13 protein-coding genes and 2 pseudogenes are annotated in these 15475 nt (G+C 70.2%); 8 read left to right on the top strand and 7 right to left on the bottom strand.

From position 1 onward, the window contains the following. Window positions 1–161 precede the first annotated feature (161 nt). The 3 genes from ACWEPL_RS53020 (at window position 162) to ACWEPL_RS53010 (ending at window position 6563) form a co-directional block, all read left to right on the top strand. Entirely contained in the window at window positions 162–2351 is a 2190-nt protein-coding gene (locus ACWEPL_RS53020; RefSeq protein ID WP_452440965.1) for a glycoside hydrolase family 9 protein, read from the top strand. Window positions 2352–2379: 28 nt separating this feature from the next. Next, window positions 2380–3765 (top strand): glycoside hydrolase family 6 protein, encoded by a 1386-nt coding sequence (locus ACWEPL_RS53015; RefSeq protein WP_452440963.1) that lies wholly within the window; start codon window positions 2380–2382, stop codon window positions 3763–3765. Between the two features lie 173 nt (window positions 3766–3938). Further along, complete coding sequence (locus ACWEPL_RS53010) at window positions 3939–6563, top strand: AfsR/SARP family transcriptional regulator (RefSeq protein WP_452440962.1); 2625 nt, start codon at window positions 3939–3941, stop codon at window positions 6561–6563. A 30-nt stretch (window positions 6564–6593) separates the two neighbouring features. On the opposite strand, the gene ACWEPL_RS53005 is transcribed toward ACWEPL_RS53010, so the two are convergent. Further along, window positions 6594–7721 carry a suppressor of fused domain protein gene (locus ACWEPL_RS53005; protein ID WP_452440961.1) on the bottom strand — a complete coding sequence of 376 codons (1128 nt, stop codon included), beginning with the start codon at window positions 7719–7721 and terminating at the stop codon, window positions 6594–6596. 219 nt (window positions 7722–7940) lie between these two features. Between ACWEPL_RS53005 and ACWEPL_RS53000 the strand changes: the two genes are divergently transcribed. Together ACWEPL_RS53000 and ACWEPL_RS52995 are read left to right on the top strand one after the other, a co-directional pair. Then, a complete protein-coding gene (locus tag ACWEPL_RS53000; protein WP_363965115.1) occupies window positions 7941–8834 on the top strand; it encodes an alpha/beta fold hydrolase in 894 nt (297 codons plus the stop codon). Then, window positions 8831–9484 (top strand): TetR/AcrR family transcriptional regulator, encoded by a 654-nt coding sequence (locus ACWEPL_RS52995; RefSeq protein ID WP_363965113.1) that lies wholly within the window; start codon window positions 8831–8833, stop codon window positions 9482–9484. Before ACWEPL_RS53000 ends, ACWEPL_RS52995 begins: the two co-directional genes overlap by 4 nt. Window positions 9485–9531: 47 nt before the next feature. Here the strand turns inward: ACWEPL_RS52995 and ACWEPL_RS52990 are convergent, their stop codons facing one another. The 3 genes and pseudogenes from ACWEPL_RS52990 to ACWEPL_RS52980 form a co-directional block, all read right to left on the bottom strand. Next, window positions 9532–10032, bottom strand: a complete 501-nt coding sequence (locus ACWEPL_RS52990; RefSeq protein ID WP_452440960.1) for a hypothetical protein — start codon at window positions 10030–10032, stop codon at window positions 9532–9534. Window positions 10033–10290: 258 nt separating this feature from the next. Continuing rightward, window positions 10291–11027 (bottom strand): annotated as a pseudogene (locus tag ACWEPL_RS52985) (SDR family oxidoreductase). Window positions 11028–11158: 131 nt separating this feature from the next. Continuing rightward, window positions 11159–12346, bottom strand: coding sequence for a cytochrome P450 (locus ACWEPL_RS52980; RefSeq protein ID WP_452440959.1), 1188 nt, complete (start codon window positions 12344–12346; stop codon window positions 11159–11161). Between the two features lie 74 nt (window positions 12347–12420). On the opposite strand from ACWEPL_RS52980, the gene ACWEPL_RS52975 reads away from it, so the two are divergent. Further along, window positions 12421–13029 (top strand): TetR/AcrR family transcriptional regulator, encoded by a 609-nt coding sequence (locus tag ACWEPL_RS52975; RefSeq protein ID WP_452440958.1) that lies wholly within the window; start codon window positions 12421–12423, stop codon window positions 13027–13029. Window positions 13030–13044: 15 nt separating this feature from the next. On the opposite strand, the gene ACWEPL_RS52970 is transcribed toward ACWEPL_RS52975, so the two are convergent. Further along, entirely contained in the window at window positions 13045–13629 is a 585-nt protein-coding gene (locus tag ACWEPL_RS52970; RefSeq protein ID WP_452440981.1) for a MarR family transcriptional regulator, read from the bottom strand. After that, window positions 13618–13752: pseudogene (locus ACWEPL_RS52965) on the bottom strand (helix-turn-helix domain-containing protein); the annotation flags it as partial. The pseudogene ACWEPL_RS52965 and the gene ACWEPL_RS52970, both read right to left, overlap by 12 nt. A 164-nt stretch (window positions 13753–13916) precedes the next feature. Here ACWEPL_RS52965 and ACWEPL_RS52960 point away from each other — a divergent pair. Both ACWEPL_RS52960 and ACWEPL_RS52955 read left to right on the top strand, forming a co-directional pair. Beyond that, window positions 13917–14738, top strand: coding sequence for an oxidoreductase (locus tag ACWEPL_RS52960; protein ID WP_452440957.1), 822 nt, complete (start codon window positions 13917–13919; stop codon window positions 14736–14738). A 20-nt stretch (window positions 14739–14758) separates the two neighbouring features. After that, the gene (locus ACWEPL_RS52955; protein WP_452440956.1) at window positions 14759–15001 is read left to right on the top strand and encodes a hypothetical protein; all 243 of its coding nucleotides are present in this window, start codon (window positions 14759–14761) and stop codon (window positions 14999–15001) included. Window positions 15002–15089: 88 nt separating this feature from the next. Here ACWEPL_RS52955 and ACWEPL_RS52950 read toward each other — a convergent pair whose 3' ends face one another. Further along, entirely contained in the window at window positions 15090–15305 is a 216-nt protein-coding gene (locus ACWEPL_RS52950; protein WP_452440955.1) for a hypothetical protein, read from the bottom strand. Window positions 15306–15475 lie beyond the last annotated feature (170 nt).

The raw sequence follows: 15475 nt of genomic DNA, 5'->3' as shown, positions 1-15475 counted from the left end.
GCCGATGTTAGGGGATTGTCGCACGGCTGAGAAGAGGGCGGAGAGAACAAGGATCAATCTCCGCGAAACGGTTGACAGCTTGTTACGCCGTGGCGGAAGATCCGGCACTGACGCCGCGGTGTGCCGGGGACGATCTGTCCAGCGACCTGAAAGGTCCCGGTATGTCCGCCATACTCAGGCTGTCCGCAGCCTGTGTCCTCCTCCTCGCCGGCCTCGCGACCCCCGCGCACGCCGACTCCTACGAACGGTTACTCAACGGCGGCTTCGACGCCGGCAAAGACCCTTGGTGGAGCGGCCAGAACACCCCGTCACGCATCGAATCGGGCCGGCTGTGCGCCGACGTCCCCGCCGGCACGACGAACCCGTGGGACTCGATGATCGGCCAGAACGACGTCCCGCTGGAGGACGGCCAGCCGTACACGCTCCGCTTCACCGCCTCCGCCAGCCGGGACGTCACCATCCGCACCACCGTCCAGCTCGCCGGCCCGCCGTACACCACGCCTCTGGACCGGCGGCCCGAGCTGACGGCCACGCCGCGGACGTTCGAGTACACCGCGACGTCGAACGTCTCGGACGCGCACGGACAGGTGACCTTCCAGATGGGCGGCGCGACGGAGCCGTACACGCTCTGCCTGGACGAGATCTCCCTGGTCGGCGGGGTGCTCCCACCCGGTGGCGGCCGGGACCTGGGCTCGCCGGTGCGGGTCAACCAGCACGGCTACGCGATCTCGGGCCCCAAGCGCGCCACGATCGTCAACCCCGGAACTGAGCCGCTGGACTGGCGCCTGCTCGACCCGAGCGGCGCCGCCGTGGCCCAGGGCCGCACCCGGGTGCACGGCGCCGACGCGATGTCCGGCGACCAGGTGCACGTGGCCGACTTCTCGTCGGTCCGCAAGGCGGGCACCGGCTACACGCTCGCGGTCGGCGACCAGGTCAGCCTGCCGTTCGAGATCGGCGACGACGTGTACGACGGGCTGCGCAGGGACGCGCTGGCGTACTTCTACCACAACCGCAGCGGCATCCCGATCGAGGCCGAGTACGTCGGCGACGCCTACGCCAGGCCCGCCGGGCACCTCGGCGTCGCACCGAACCAGGGGGACACCCGCGTCCCGTGCCTGCCCGGCACCTGCGACCACACGCTGGACGTGCGCGGAGGCTGGTACGACGCCGGAGACCACGGCAAATACGTCGTGAACGGCGCTCTGGCCGCCTGGCAGCTGATGGATCTCTACGAGCGCTCGCGCGGGCAGGGCGACCGGGAGGGGACACGCGACGGCCTGCTGCGCATCCCCGAGGCCGGCAACGGCGTCCCGGACGTGCTCGACGAGGCCCGCTGGGAGATGGAGTTCCTGCTCCGCATGCAGGTGCCCGGCAGCGGCCTGGTCCACCACAAGGTGCACGACGCCGCGTGGACCGGGCACCCGACGATCCCGCATCTGGACGCACAGCCGCGCTACCTCTATCCGCCCTCCACCGCCGCGACGCTCAACCTCGCCGCCGCCGGCGCCCAGTGCGCCCGGATCTGGAAGGCATGGGACCGCGCGTTCGCCCGGCGTTGCCTTGAGGCCGCCGAGACCGCCTGGCGTGCGGCCCGCGCGCATCCCGACCTCTTCGCACCACCGGGAGGCGAGGGCGGGGGCGCCTACGACGACACCGACGTCTCCGACGAGTTCTCCTGGGCCGCCGCCGAGCTGTACGCGACCACCGGCAAGCGCTCCTACCTGCCCTTCGTCACCACGAAACTGACCGCGGACGGCTTCTCCTGGCAGTCGACCGGCGCGCTGGCCGACCTGACCGTCGCCCGGTTGCCCGGCCGCTTCCCCTCCGCCATGTTCGCCGCGGCGCGCAAGCGGGTGCTGTCCGTGGCCGACGGCTACGTGCACGACATGAACGCCCAGGGGTACGCCAACCCCTACCTTCCGGCCGACGGCACGTACGTCTGGGGCTCGACCAGCGCCACGACCAACAGCGCAGTGATCATGGCGACGGCCTACGACCTCACCCACGACCGCCGCTACCGCCAAGCGGTCCTGGAGTCGATGGACTACCTGCTCGGGCGCAACGCGCTCAACCAGTCCTACGTCACCGGGTACGGCGAGCGGGCCAGCCACAACCAGCACCACCGATTCTGGGCCCACCAGATCGACCCGAGCCTGCCCAACCCCGCCCCCGGCTCCCTGGCCGGAGGCCCCAATTCCGGTCTCCAGGACCCGGTCGCCCAGCGCAACCTCGCCGGCTGCGCACCGGCCAAGTGCTACATCGACGACATCGGCTCCTGGTCCACCAACGAGGTGGCGATCAACTGGAACTCATCCCTCGCCTGGATCGCCGCCTTCGCCGACTCCCTGTGACAGGGGATCCCAGAAAGGAAAGCAGTACATGCGAGTATTAACCCGGTTGGCGGCCATCACGGCCGCAACGGTGACCGCCCTGTCGGTGGCCGTCGCGACGCCCGCCACAGCCGCGACCGAGCTGGTGGTCAACGGCACCTTCAGCTCCGGCACCACGCCGTGGTGGAACTCCGCCAACACCTCCATGGCGGTGGACACGGGGCGGCTGCGCGTCAACGTGACCGGTGGCACGGCCAACCCGTGGGACGCCATGGTGGCCCAGAACAACATCGCCCTGACCAGCGGCAAGTCCTACACGCTGTCCTTCGACGCCACCGCCTCCGCCTCGGTCGGCGCGGTCACCACCGTGCAACTGGCCGACAGCCCGTACACCAACACCCTGACGCAGCCGATCGCGCTCACCACGACGAGCAAGCGCTTCAGCTTCCCCTTCACCTCCAGCCTGAGCACGGCGGCCGGACAGGTGTCGTTCCAGCTCGGCAAGAACGCCGCCCACACCGTCTACCTCGACAACGTCTCCCTCACCGAGACGACGTCGGGGTCCGGTCCGATCAGCATGACGAGCGGCTTCTACGTCGACCCCAACTCCAACCCCGCGGTGTGGGTAAGGAACAACTCCGGCGACTCCCGGGCGAACCGGATCCAGTCCTCGATCGGCTCCAAGCCGATGGCCCGGTGGTTCGGCAACTGGAGCGGTGACATCGCCGCCGCCGTCTCCAGCTTCGTGGGCGCGGCCGACAGCGCCGACAAACTGCCGGTCCTGGTCGCGTACAACATCCCCGGCCGCGACGCGTGCGGCGGCCACTCCGGCGGCGGCGCCGGCACCGAAGCCGCGTACAAGACGTGGATCTCCGCGTTCGCCTCCGGCATCGGCAACCGCCCCGCGGTCGTCGTCATCGAGCCCGACTCGCTGGGCGACTTCGACTGCATGAGCGAGACGGCCCGGCAGGAACGCATCCGCATGCTGACCTACGCCACCGAGCAGTTCCGCGACAAGGCCGCCAACACCTGGGCCTACCTCGACGCCGGCAACGCCGGCTGGACGGCACCGGCGACCATGGCCTCCCGGCTGCAGAGCGTGGGCGTCGCCAACGTCCGCGGCTTCTCGGTCAACGTCTCCAACTACTACACCACCAGCCAGTCGACCACCTACGCCAACGCGATCAACTCCGCGCTCGGCGGCACCGCCAAATTCGTGATCGACACCAGCCGCAACGGCAACGGCTCCAACGGCGAATGGTGCAACCCGTCGGGCCGCAAGCTCGGCACCACCGCACAGGTCGGCGGCGGCGCCGAGATGCTGCTCTGGGTCAAGGTCCCCGGCGACTCGGACGGCAACTGCGGCATCGCGCCGAACGTGCCCGCCGGAACGTTCAGCCCGGACATCGCCATCCGGCTGATCGACGGAATCTGACCGAGCCGCCATTCCCATCTGGGGTGGGCCGGGGTTTCCCGGCCCACCCGCCGACGGGTCGTCCGGGAGCGCCGAATTGCCTGCGCAAAACACGCTTTCTTGGCACCGAACAGAAATTCATCCACCCGCTCTTCGCGAAAACCTGCCGCTGGAGAGGAATCACCTAGGTGGACATGACGATCAAGGTTCTGGGGCCCGTACAGGTGTGCGGGGCCGACGGGCGGCCGGTCCATCTCAACGGCAAGCAGCGGGCGGTGCTCGCCGCTCTGGTCATCAACGCCAACACCCGGGTGTCCAAGGAACGGCTGGTGAAGGCGTTGTGGGACACCCCTCCCGCCTCGGCCGTCCATAACTTGCATACCTACATCGCTCAGTTACGCAGAGTGGCGCCATTCGGCTCGAGACTGCTCACCAAGGAGCATGGATACCTTCTCGAGGCGGACGTCGCGGAAGTGGATTTCCTGCAGTTCGAGGAGGCGATAGGTGCGGCCCGCAGCCATGCCGCACAGGAAGAGTTGCACGCCGCGGACCGGCAGTTTCACAGAGCTCTCGCATTGTGGCGTGGGAGGCCCGCGGAAGATACCTGGCTCGCCGGTTTCCTGGCCGCTCAGATCACCGGGCTGGAGGAGCGACTTGCCATCGCGAGACTCGACTGGGCCGAGACGAAACTCGCCCTCGGCCGGCCCAAGGAAGTGATCGAGGACCTGCGTCCATTCGTCGCCGAGCAGCCGATGAACGAGCACGCCTGGTGGCTGCTCATGCTGGGGTACGCACGAGCGGGGCAACGCGACAAAGCCCTCGAGTCCTTTCGGCGCGCCCGATCGGTGCTCGTCGACGAGCTCGGTGTGGAGCCGGGTGAAGAACTCCAGCAGCTCCACGTCGCGGTCCTGGCAGGCACCGAACCTACGGCCAGGCGCGCATCGCCGATGGGCCAGGCTCCCCCGGAGCTCAACTTTTCGGGCGACGCCGAAGAAGCCGATCCGCTCGCGTTCGACCAGGAAGCGCGGCTCGCCCGGTTCGCGGCCGAGAAGGGCGAGCGGGAGTCCGCCCTGGAGTGGGCGCCGGGCCGCAGCACACAGGACCGGCTCGACCGCGCCGAGACGACGCCTGGTCTCGGTCATGCCCACGAGGTCATCGGCGACCAGCCGTGGGAGGAGCGGGCCGGGGACCTGCTGATGCTCGCCCTGGCGCAGGAAGAGCAGCGGGCGCGGGGCGTGCTCGTGGAGGAGCCGGGCGTCGAGCCGGGCCGGGATCCGCGGCGACTGAGGGTCGTGGGCGGCGAGCCTGACCGCGCGCCGCTCGAAGGAGGTGTCTGCCAATTGCCGGCGGACATCGCCGATTTCGTCGGCCGGGAGGACGAGCTGGCGGCGGCGGTCGAGGCACTGTGCCCCGGCGGCGATCAAACGCCCCTGCCGCTGTGCGTGGTTTCGGGTCAGGGCGGCATCGGCAAGTCCACCCTCGCCGTGCATGCCGCGCATCAGGTCCGCCCGGAGTTCCCCGACGGGCAGCTCTACGTCAACCTGCGCGGCGGCGACGCCCGTCCCGTCGATCCGGAGGAGGCGCTGGGCCGGTTCCTGCGCGCGCTCGGAGTGGACGGCACCGCCATCCCCGCGGGCCTGGACCAGCGGGCCGAGCTGTACCGCAGCATCCTCGCCAAAGGCCGCTACCTGGTCGTGCTCGACGACGCCGCCGACGAGAGCCAGATCCAGCCGCTGCTGCCGGGCACGCCCGAATGCGCGGTGCTGGTCACCGCCCGGCGCCGGCTGACCGCCCTGCCCGCGGCACGGCTGATCGACCTGCCGGTGATGCCGCCCGGCGACTCGCTCGAACTGCTGCGCGGCCTGATCGGCGCCGAGCGCGCAGCCGGGGCGCCCGCGGACGCCGACCTGCTCGTCCAATGGTGTGGCGGGCTGCCCCTGGCGGTGCGCATCGCCGGCATCCGGCTCGCCGCCCGCCCGCACTGGGCCCTGGCCCAGCTCGTCACGCGGCTGAGCGACACCCGCGACCGGCTGAGCCAGCTCTCGCACGGCTCCCAGACGGTACGCGCCAGCCTGGCGGTCGGCTACCACAGGCTGACCGCCCCGGCGCGGCGGCTGTTCCGCCTGCTCAGCACGCTGGAGGCGCCGGACTTCGCGGCCTGGGTGGCCGCCGCCCTGCTCGACCTGCCCGACGCCGAGGCCGAGGACCTCCTCGAGGAGCTCGTGGACGTACGCCTGCTCGACGCCCGGCGCGACCCCTCCGGCCGGACCCGGTTCCGATTCCACGACCTGACTCGCGTCTACGCCCGCGAGTGCGCCGAAGCCGACGAGCGCGAACACGAGCGCGACGCCGCCCTGCGCCGCGCGCTGAGCGCCTGGCTCGCCCTGACCCGGCAAGCGCACATCCGGCTGCGCGGCGGCGACCACCGCCTGCCGCACGGCCGCGGCCCGCTCGGGCCACCGGAGGCGAAGGCCGCCGACCGCCATGTCCGCCGCGACCCGCTCGACTGGGTGGACGCCGAGCGCGCCGGCATCGTCGCCGCCGTACGACAGAGCGCCGCCCTGGGCGCCGGCCCGCTGTGCTGGGAGCTGGCCTCCACCGCCATGCACCTGTTCGAGACCCGCGGCCTCTACGACGAATGGCACACCACGCACGAGATCGCGTTACGCTGCGCGCCGGCCACGGGCGACGTCCGCGGCCAGGCGGCCGAGGGCCTGTCGCGGGCCGGCGACCCGAGCACCGAGGTCACCGTCTTGCGCTGGGGCCGGCCGGATCCACTTCTCGGAGGGCCGCTCGGGGACTCCGGCGGTTCCTCATGATGAACGGTCGCCATCGACGTCGATCGTGGCTCACCGAGTGACGTCGGTGAGCGGGACACCGTTCGCCCCGGTGAGGCGGGCGAGCACCGCGTCGTTGCTGGTGGCCTTCGCTTCGGCGAGTTCCTCTCGGGTGACGCCCACGGCGGTGATGAACGCGACCTGGCCGTCAGGGGCATCGATCACGCCCAGGTGCGGGTCGGTGACGAAGACCAGCGCGTTGAGTCTGCTGGTCTCGGGGCCGAGCTGCCCGCCGACACCCATCCGGTGCCCATCGGCGAACGGGTAGCCCTCGCCGAACACGTACGTGCCGAGATTCTGCAGCGTCGCCAGTGCCCAGCCAGGCGGCAGTTCGTCGCCTTCGTCGCGCGGGACGCGCATCGTCAGCTCGAAACCGAGGCCGCTGGCACCCGGTTCGGGGTCGACGTCGAGCAGACCGTCCAGGTCGCTGAAACCCCACGTGACGAGCAGCCAGTAGCCGTCCGCGCGGTGCGCGCTCAGCTCTTGGACGCCCTCACCCACCGGGATGTCGGTCGCCCAGCGCAGCGGCTCGTCATCGGGGAGGTGCGCCTCCAGCGCGGTGACGATCGCCTGTCGGCTGCCTTTGCGCCATCGCGGGACACCGCCGTGAAGGTAGGCGTCCATCAGCCCGCCCCAGAACGTGTCCGGCGCGAGAGCGCGCTCGTCATGTGTCCTCAGGTCGGCGACGAGCTTCTCGAGGTACGGACGCGACTCTTCGAGGTCGGCCCCGCCCATTTCCTGCGCGCACAGCTCGATTCGGTACAGGAACTCCACGAACGCGCCGAGCGAGGTGTTGATGGTCTCGGGCTCGGGGGTGGGCACGCCGTCCTCCAGCGCGAGCAGGTAGACGTTGCTGCTCTCCAGCTCCACGGCGTAGCGGATCCGGTCGTCGGTACGGCCCCTACCGAGGATCATGAAGCGTGCGGGTCGGTTCGGGGTCTCGGCATCGAAGACCGTGAAGGCATCGAACGGACCGTTCACGTGCATCGTGAAGAGAATGTCGGCGGTGACCGGCAGGCCGACCTCGCACAGCAGCTCGACGTCCTCTGGCCGGAAGCCGCGCTCCTCCACCTGGCCGCGGTCGAGCGTGACGATGCCGTCCGTGCCGAAGACCCGGACGAGTTCGGAGTGCGTGACCACTGGCGGCCTCTTTCACAGGGGGTGGGAGACCTTCAAGATCGTAGTGCTGCACTCGCCTTGAATCCCTGGAACACGACGGCAGCCCTCCTGTTGTTCGCCGCGAGATCGGGCGGGTCAGCAGTGGCCGGGCAAGGGCGAAGCTCCCGTCTGTCATCTGTCTACGCTGTAGACAGGCGCTACAGTGTAGACGCGTGCTTGACGTCATCAGGAAGGAGAGCCATGACGAGCGACACGGTTGAGGTGCCCGGGGCTCGGCTACACGTCGAACTTGCCGGTGACGGGCCCCCGCTGCTGCTGATCTCCGGCGGCGGAGGCGATGCCGGGATGTATGCGGACGTGGTCCCGCTGCTGGCGCGGACGTACACCGTGATCACCTACGATCGGCGCGGCAATTCACGCAGCCCGTTCACCCACCCGGATGCCTCGATCACGCCTGCCACGCAGGCGGACGACGCGGTCGCCGTCCTCGACCACCACGGCCTCGAACGCGCCTACGTCTTCGGCAACAGCGGGGGCGCGATCATCGCCCTGGAGATGGTGATCAGGCATCCCGGCCGCCTGCTGGGCGCCGTCGTGCACGAGGCGCCGCTGGTCCAGCTCCTGCCGGCCGGCTCCGCCGAACGGCGGGAAATCGAACACATCGGCCGCCTCGGCCAGGACGGGCACCTCATGCGGGCCTTCGCGGCCTTCGGCGCGATGACGCTGCCCGACCCCCCGCGCATCTTCCTGTCGCCCACCGGCCAGACCGTCATCGCCGCCGGCACCCAGCTCGTGCTCGCCGCCGGCGACCTGGCGCGGAGGCTCACCCGGCGCGAGCCGGATGCGATGACCCGCCAACTCCACAACGCGGAGCTCATGCTGCGCCGCGAGCTACCCGCCTTCTGCTTCGACTACCAGCCCGACCTGTCCGCGCCGGCCGCCACCACGGCGCCGTGGTGCCTGGCCACCGGGCGCGACAGCGTCGGCAAGCCTTACTACACTCCCGCGCACGTGCTGTCCGAGCGCCTTGGCATACCCTGCCAGGAGTTCCCCGGCGGCCACGTCCCGTACATGCAGCACCCGGAGGAATTCACCAAGACACTCACCACGATCCTGGAGGGCTTCGCAGCATGACGGCCGACCCCAGACCGCCGGGCACGCTGCCGGAGCCGCCCACCCGGCCCACTCTCACCCGCGAATACCTCGCCGTCGCCGCTCTCACCCTCATCGACGCCCACGGCCTGCGCAAGTTCTCCATGCGCAAGCTCGGCACCGCGGTCGGCTTCGACCCGATGGCCGCCTACCGCTACTACGACGACCAGGAGGCGCTCTTCGACGGCGTCGCCGAGGCGCTGTTCACCGAGATCGACGTCGACACCCTGCCCTGGGACGGCCCCTGGCAGGACCTGGCGCGCGAATACTGCCTGCGGCTGCGCGACACCCTCCTGCGCCACCCCCACGCCGTGCAGGTGTTCGCGACCCGGCCGGTGCGCTCGCCCGCCTCCATCGACACCGGCGTCAAGATGCTCACCAAACTCCATGCCGACGGCATCCCCCCGGCACACGCCCTGCGCATAACCCGCTGCCTGCGCGAGTTCACCATCGGCCATGCTCTGGCCATCGCCGTGACCCGGCTCGGCGCGGAGCGGCGCAGCCGCAAACCGCGGCCCGGCAGTCCCGACTACAACGTGCTCGCCGAAGCCGCCGACGCCACCACCCTCGACGACCACTTCGAGATGGGGGTCACCGCGATGCTGCGCGGCTTCCGGCACTCCGCCGACTGACCGGGCGCCACCAGACGTTTCCGGACGAGGGACCTCATGAGGTTCCGCTACGACGGCCGGCGGTCGAAGATCCACGGCGTCCTGCCGACAGCGTGCCTTGGCGAGCTCCTCGATCGGGTAGCGGTCGCCGACGTCGATGGTGAGCGATCCGGTGGCGGCGCGTTCGGCTTCGGCAGGCAAGTCGTCACCGCCGAGCCGGCCGCGGCGAGGACGGCGGTGCCGATGCTGCCGCCGATGGTGCGGGCGAGGGTGTCGATGCTCGTGGCGACGCTGGTCCGGGACGGCGGGACGGTGGCGAGGATCGCGTTCGTCATGGCGGCGGACGCCAGACCGATACCGATGCCCATGAGGGTGACCGCGGTGAGGATGTGCCACGCCGCGTCGTGAGCGACGGCGAGCAGGCCGCTCGCCCAGCCCCAGCCGCCGCCCTTGCTGAGCGCCGGCAGCAGGCAGACCAGACCGGCGGACAGCAGCAGCACCCCCGGCACGTCGATGCGGCCCGGAGCGCGGACGGGGGATGCCGGGACACCGAACGCGACCCCCGCCATGGCGAGAGCGATCAGGATCAGGTTACGTCGGTACGCATCGCCTCACCAGGTGACGGGGAGTCCGTGTACGGACATGTCATGTCGGAACCTGACGCCGTGGAACGAGGGAAGGCGTCCGGCGCGCCCTCGCCGTTCGCACGCAGCATCCGCGTGCCGGGAAAACGGGCATATCGGTGCTCATGACAACACGTCCTCGGTGAACTCGGTGCGCGCGGAACGTCAGGTGACGCGAACGCGCCGAGGATCGGAAGGGTGTCGCTACTCGGGCACGAGGCCCGGTTGGGTGACGGCCCACAGCACCTGCGCGATCTCCTCGCCGGGACCGGCCGGGACGGTGTAGCCGGTCTCGTCGCGGATCTCGGCGAGGTGGTCCCGGACATCCTCGACGGACAGGTCCGGGTGGTGGTAGCCGGGTGTCCTGCCGATGAAGAAGCGAGCGACCTGCCCGGCGCCCGCGGTGTAGATCTCGCGGGTGACCGGGCAGTCCTCGTGCGCGAGGAACGCCACCACCGGCGCCACCAGCGCGGGATCGAGCCTGCCGAGGACGGCGTTGACCATGGCCGTGTTCGCGGGGTCGAGCCGGGGGCCTTCGCCGAGGTGCTTGACGAGCATGCGGGTGGCGGCGATGGGGGCGATGGCGTTGACCTTGATCCCGTGCTCGGCGCCCTCGACGGCGAGGACGCGGGTGAAGCCGGCCACTCCCGCCTTCGCGGTGCCGTAGTTGCTCTTGTGCGGGCTGCCGAGGTGGTGTTGACGACTCGGCCGTAACCTTGCTCGCGCATGACCTTCCACGTCGGCCGGGTCACGTGGAACAGAGCCTTGACGTGCACGTCGAGGACCGGGTCCAGCACGCCGGGAGTCGTGTCCTCGAGCAGCGCGTCCCGCAGGATGCCCGCGTTGCTGACGAGGATGTCGACCCTGCCGTACGTGTCGAGCGCGGCGCGGACGAGTGCCGCGCCGCCGTCCGGCGTCGCCACGTCGCCGGTGTCCGCGATCGCGTCGCCGCCGCGGGCGCGGATCTCGGCGGCGACGGTCTCGGCCGGATCGACGGCGCGGCCGTCGCCAGCCTGCCGGCCGAGGCCCCCGGGTCAGTCGCAGCGCCGGAGGAGGCTGCCGGCGGGCGCCACTACCAGGTGACCGGCAGGGCGGCCACGCCGTACATGGCGGCGCGAGGCCGTAGCGGCACCTCCTTCGCGGGTACGGCCAGTCGCAGCCCGGGGAAGCGGCGCAGCAGCGCCGGATAGGCCAGCCGCATCTCCAGTCGGGCCAACTGCTGGCCCAGGCACTGGTGGATGCCGTGGCTGAAGCCCAGTTGCTGGGTGGCCTGGCGGGTGACGTCGAAGCGGTCGGGGGCGGGGAAGCGGGTCGCGTCGCGGTTGACGGCCGGGAGGGAGATCGTCACGGTTTCGCCGGCTTTGATCGTCCGCCCGGCGAGGGGCACGTCGGCCCTGGCGACCCGGATCGGGCCGATGTGCGTGATGCTGAGGTAGCGCATCAGTTCCTCGACCGCGGTCTCGCCGACGGCGGGATCCGTGCGTACGAGGTCGGCCTGCTCGGGGCGGCACAGCAGCAGGAACGTGCCCAGGCTCAGCATGGTCGCGGTGGTCTCGTGCCCGGCGGTCAGCAGCAGCGTGGCCACGCCGGTGAGCTCCTTGTGGTTGAGCTCACCGCCGGTGACCAGCTCGCTGAGCAGGTCCTCGCCGGGCTCGGCCCGCTTGCGCCCGACCAGCTCGGACAGGTAGCCCATCAGCTCGGCGCTCGCGGCGCCCCGCTGTTCGATGGGGTTGTCGAGGTTCACCGCCCGCGCGGTGGCGTCCTGGAAGCGTGAACGCTCGCTGTACGGCACGCCGAGCAGCTCGCAGATCACCAGCGACGGGATCGGCAGTGCGAACGTCCTGACCAGGTCCGCGGGAGCCCCGGAGCGGGCCATCTCGTCGAGCTGGCCGTCGATGATCTCCTGGATCCTGGGCTCCAGCCTTCGCATCTTCCGCATGCTGAAGTGCCCGGTCAGCAGCTTGCGGTAACGGGAGTGCTCAGGGTCGTCCATCGCGATGAAGAAGCCTGGCGGGATCACCAGATCCGTCAGCCCCTCGGGCGGCGCCAGCTCCTTGATCGGCGGGGCGGCGCCCTGCTGGGTGTTGCTGAAGCGCGGGTCGTCGAGCACCGCGCGTGCCTCGGCGTAGCCGGTGACCAGCCAGCCGAGCCGCCCGTCGGCGTAGGTCATCGGGTGCAGCGGTCCGTGGAGCTCTTTCAGTAGAGCAGGCGGCTGGAACGGGTCCTCCCGTTCGACCGGCAGACTCTCGAGGATGTCCATGCCTGCCAGAAAAGCGCATAGACTGCGAAATTGCAAGCTATGCATAAACGCAGCGCATGCTGTAGGGTTGCGCTGTGGAAGGTCATCGCGAACGCAAGAAGGCCCGCACTCGTCGTGCGCTGCTGGAGGCCGCGGTGCGGCTGTTCAGTGAACGGGGCTATGAGCAGACCACTGTCGCCGAGATCGCCGCGGCGGCCGACGTGGCACCCCGGACCTTCTTCGCGTACTTCGCGAGCAAGGAGGAAGTGCTCTTCCTGAACGCCGGGGATCGCGGGCAGATCATGCTCGAGGTGATCGCCGGGCGGAAACCGGGGGAGCCCCTGGGGGATCTGCTGAGCCGGATGTTCGAGGCCCTGGTGCGCAGCCTGGCCGAGGGCGACGAGCTGGACTTCGCGCTGTCGCCGCTGCGGGCCCGGCTGGTGTTCACCGAGCCCGCGCTGCAGGCACGCGGGCTGACGCTCATCCTCCAGGAGCAGCCCGTGCTGGCCGGGGCCCTGTGCGAGGTCTACCCCGAGCTGGATCCCGTGTCGGCAGGCGCGGCGGTCGGCAGCTTCATGGGCGCGCTGTCCGTGGCGGGGCTCGTCGCCCAGCAGCAGGGCGGCTCCAACGAGGACGTCCTGGCTGCCGGCCGGCGAGGGATCGAGATCGCGGTCAACGGGCTGTCGAGCCTCGACGGTTCCTGACGCGACCGCCGGAGTTCACCGCTGGCGTTGCATGGAGAGGGCCTGCCGCCAGTGCTCGGCCGCCTGGCCCATGTCGTGGCCGAGGAGCTCGAAGAACTGGGTGGTGGTACGGAGCCGGTCGCCGGTGGGTGTGTCGCTGCCGAAGATCCCGACGCCGTGCCGCGTGGTGTCGGCCCAGATCGCTATCGACCTGGCGCTGGCCGCCCACGTGTGGTACCAGACGTCCACGTCCACGAAGTACCGCACCCGGCGCGCCTCCCGCTCCCGGGCGACCATCTGCCGCCGCTCCAGCCACTTGATGGCATTGGAGATCGTCGCCGGGCTGACATGGAGTTGCCGGGCGAGCTCCGTGGCGGTCAGGCTGCCGCCCTCGCTGAGGAACAGCGCGGCGAACACCTTGGCGGTCATGGGCGCCATCCCGCCCTCGATCATCATGGCGACGAACTGTTCTTCGAACTCCCGGGCTGTGCGGACGTCACGGTTGTCGGTGGTGTGCGGAACGCCGGCGTGGGGAGCGCGCTTGCGGCGGCGGGCGCGCCAGTTCGTCGCATGTTGGGCGCGCGCCGCCCGGTAGCCGTGCGGGCCGCCGTTCCTGGCGATCTCGCGGGTGACGGTGGACCTGGACCGTCCCAGCCGGCGGGCGATCTCCGCGTAGGTCAGGCCGGCCGCCAGGCCTTCGGCGATGCGGCGACGATCCTCGGCGGTCAGCCGGTCTCCCGGCATGTCATCCTCCCCGGTCGAGCCCTCGGTGCTGCAAAGCAGTTGCACTCAGCTACAAGGTCATTGCACCAATACATGGCCTCTGACCTGCTCAAATGAATTCTTCGAGTTGTCTCATCCCAGAACACGACCCTAGCGTTCACCCAGACCGAAGAGGGAGTTCCACCATGAAAAAGGTCGTACTCGTCACCGGCGCCTCCGCCGGCATCGGCAAGGCCACCGCACTCGAACTCATCCGCGCCGGCCACATCGTCTACGGCGCCGCGCGGCGCGTACACAAGATGGACGACATCCGCGACGCCGGCGGACACGCCCTGGCGCTGGACGCACGCCGGCCGGAGGACCTGGAACACGTCATCGGCGCCATCGTCGCCGAACAGGGCCGCATCGACGTCCTGATCAACAATGCCGGCACCGTCCTGCACGGCGCGGCCGAGGACATCCCCATCGACCTGGCGCGCGACCAGTTCGAGGTCAACGTCTTCGCCCCGGCCCGGCTGACCCAGCTCGCCCTGCCGTACATGCGCGAGCAGGGGTCCGGCACGATCGTCAACGTCTCCTCCATCGGCGGCGAGATCGCGCTGCCGCTCGGCTGCTGGTACTACGCGACCAAGCACGCGCTGGAGGCCTACTCCGACAGCCTGCGCATGGAGGTGGAGCCGTTCGGCATCGACGTCGTGATCATCCAGCCCGGCATCATCAAGACCGAGTTCGAAGACCACACGGCACAGGACCTCCGTGAGATCTCCGGCACGACCGCGTACGGGGAGATGGCCGAAGCCATGGCCCAACGCGCCGAGACACAGCTCGGCGAGAACACCCCGGCCAGCGCCCCAGGTGTCGTCGCCACCGCCATCCGGCAGGCCATCGAAGCCGGCAAGCCCGAGACGCGCTACGCGGTCGGCTACATGGCCGAAAGGCTCATGGAGCTCAACAGGACATTGCCGGACCGCGAATTCGACAAGCTCCTCACGAACGTCGCGAAGTAGGCCGCCACGATGTCTCGCAGATGGCGGGCGCTCATCGCGCCTTGTGCGTCGGCTCGGTGCAGTTCAACCTGGGCGTGGACTCCGGGGACCCGGAGGAGCAGCGGATGCGCCGGAGGCTCTACGGGAGTCTGGCCCCTCACCAGTATCCCGTCCCGGTCGCTCACGCCGAGGAGCTGTCACGCGTGGGCAGCCGTGACGAGTTCGAGTTCGGCCTGGCCGCGCTGCTGGACGCCATCGAGGCCCGGATCACACCCCGGTCTTGAAATGACGGCCCGAGCCGTCACCGTCGCCACGATGGCCTGGCACCGGTGGCCCGCTGCGGGAGAGGCGGTGATGGTGGACAGCGGCGGCTCAGTCGCGGGAACCGCGGCGGCGTACGATCGCATCGCTGATCTGCCGTGCCGCTTCGAGCTCGGGCGCCACCCAGCGCAGGCCGGTGTCGTTCACTTCCGCCGGCTCGGCGATCGCCTGCGGCAACGGCGATTCATCCCGACCAGACCGCCACGTCGCCGGGTCCGGCCGCTCCGGCAGGTGCCGGAACCGATCGTTATGTTCCTTGTCGCCCATGTTAGAGATGACGACCCTGACCCTCTCGAAGTTCCTCCGGCCTCGCCCTGAACGCACGCAAGAGGCCCGCCGGATGTCAGCGGCGGCGTCAGGACGGCGACAGCCCCATATCAGAGCGGTCGGCGATCGTAGGGGCATCGAAAGAACACCGCACAAGGAGCACACGATGC

It is taken from the genome of Nonomuraea sp. NPDC004186 (assembly GCF_053603495.1).
This window is presented reverse-complemented; position numbering and strand designations above follow the sequence as displayed.

Bases quoted from the DNA above. Each gene is read 5' to 3' on its own strand.
- ACWEPL_RS52980 (WP_452440959.1), bottom strand. From the start codon at position 12,346: ATGGACATCCTCGAGAGTCTGCCGGTCGAACGGGAGGACCCGTTCCAG.
- ACWEPL_RS53020 (WP_452440965.1), top strand. From the start codon at position 162: ATGTCCGCCATACTCAGGCTGTCCGCAGCCTGTGTCCTCCTCCTCGCC.
- ACWEPL_RS53010 (WP_452440962.1), top strand. From the start codon at position 3,939: ATGACGATCAAGGTTCTGGGGCCCGTACAGGTGTGCGGGGCCGACGGG.
- ACWEPL_RS52990 (WP_452440960.1), bottom strand. From the start codon at position 10,032: ATGGCGGGGGTCGCGTTCGGTGTCCCGGCATCCCCCGTCCGCGCTCCG.
- ACWEPL_RS53000 (WP_363965115.1), top strand. From the start codon at position 7,941: ATGACGAGCGACACGGTTGAGGTGCCCGGGGCTCGGCTACACGTCGAA.
- ACWEPL_RS52955 (WP_452440956.1), top strand. From the start codon at position 14,759: ATGGCGGGCGCTCATCGCGCCTTGTGCGTCGGCTCGGTGCAGTTCAAC.
- ACWEPL_RS52950 (WP_452440955.1), bottom strand. From the start codon at position 15,305: ATGGGCGACAAGGAACATAACGATCGGTTCCGGCACCTGCCGGAGCGG.
- ACWEPL_RS53015 (WP_452440963.1), top strand. From the start codon at position 2,380: ATGCGAGTATTAACCCGGTTGGCGGCCATCACGGCCGCAACGGTGACC.
- ACWEPL_RS52960 (WP_452440957.1), top strand. From the start codon at position 13,917: ATGAAAAAGGTCGTACTCGTCACCGGCGCCTCCGCCGGCATCGGCAAG.
- ACWEPL_RS52995 (WP_363965113.1), top strand. From the start codon at position 8,831: ATGACGGCCGACCCCAGACCGCCGGGCACGCTGCCGGAGCCGCCCACC.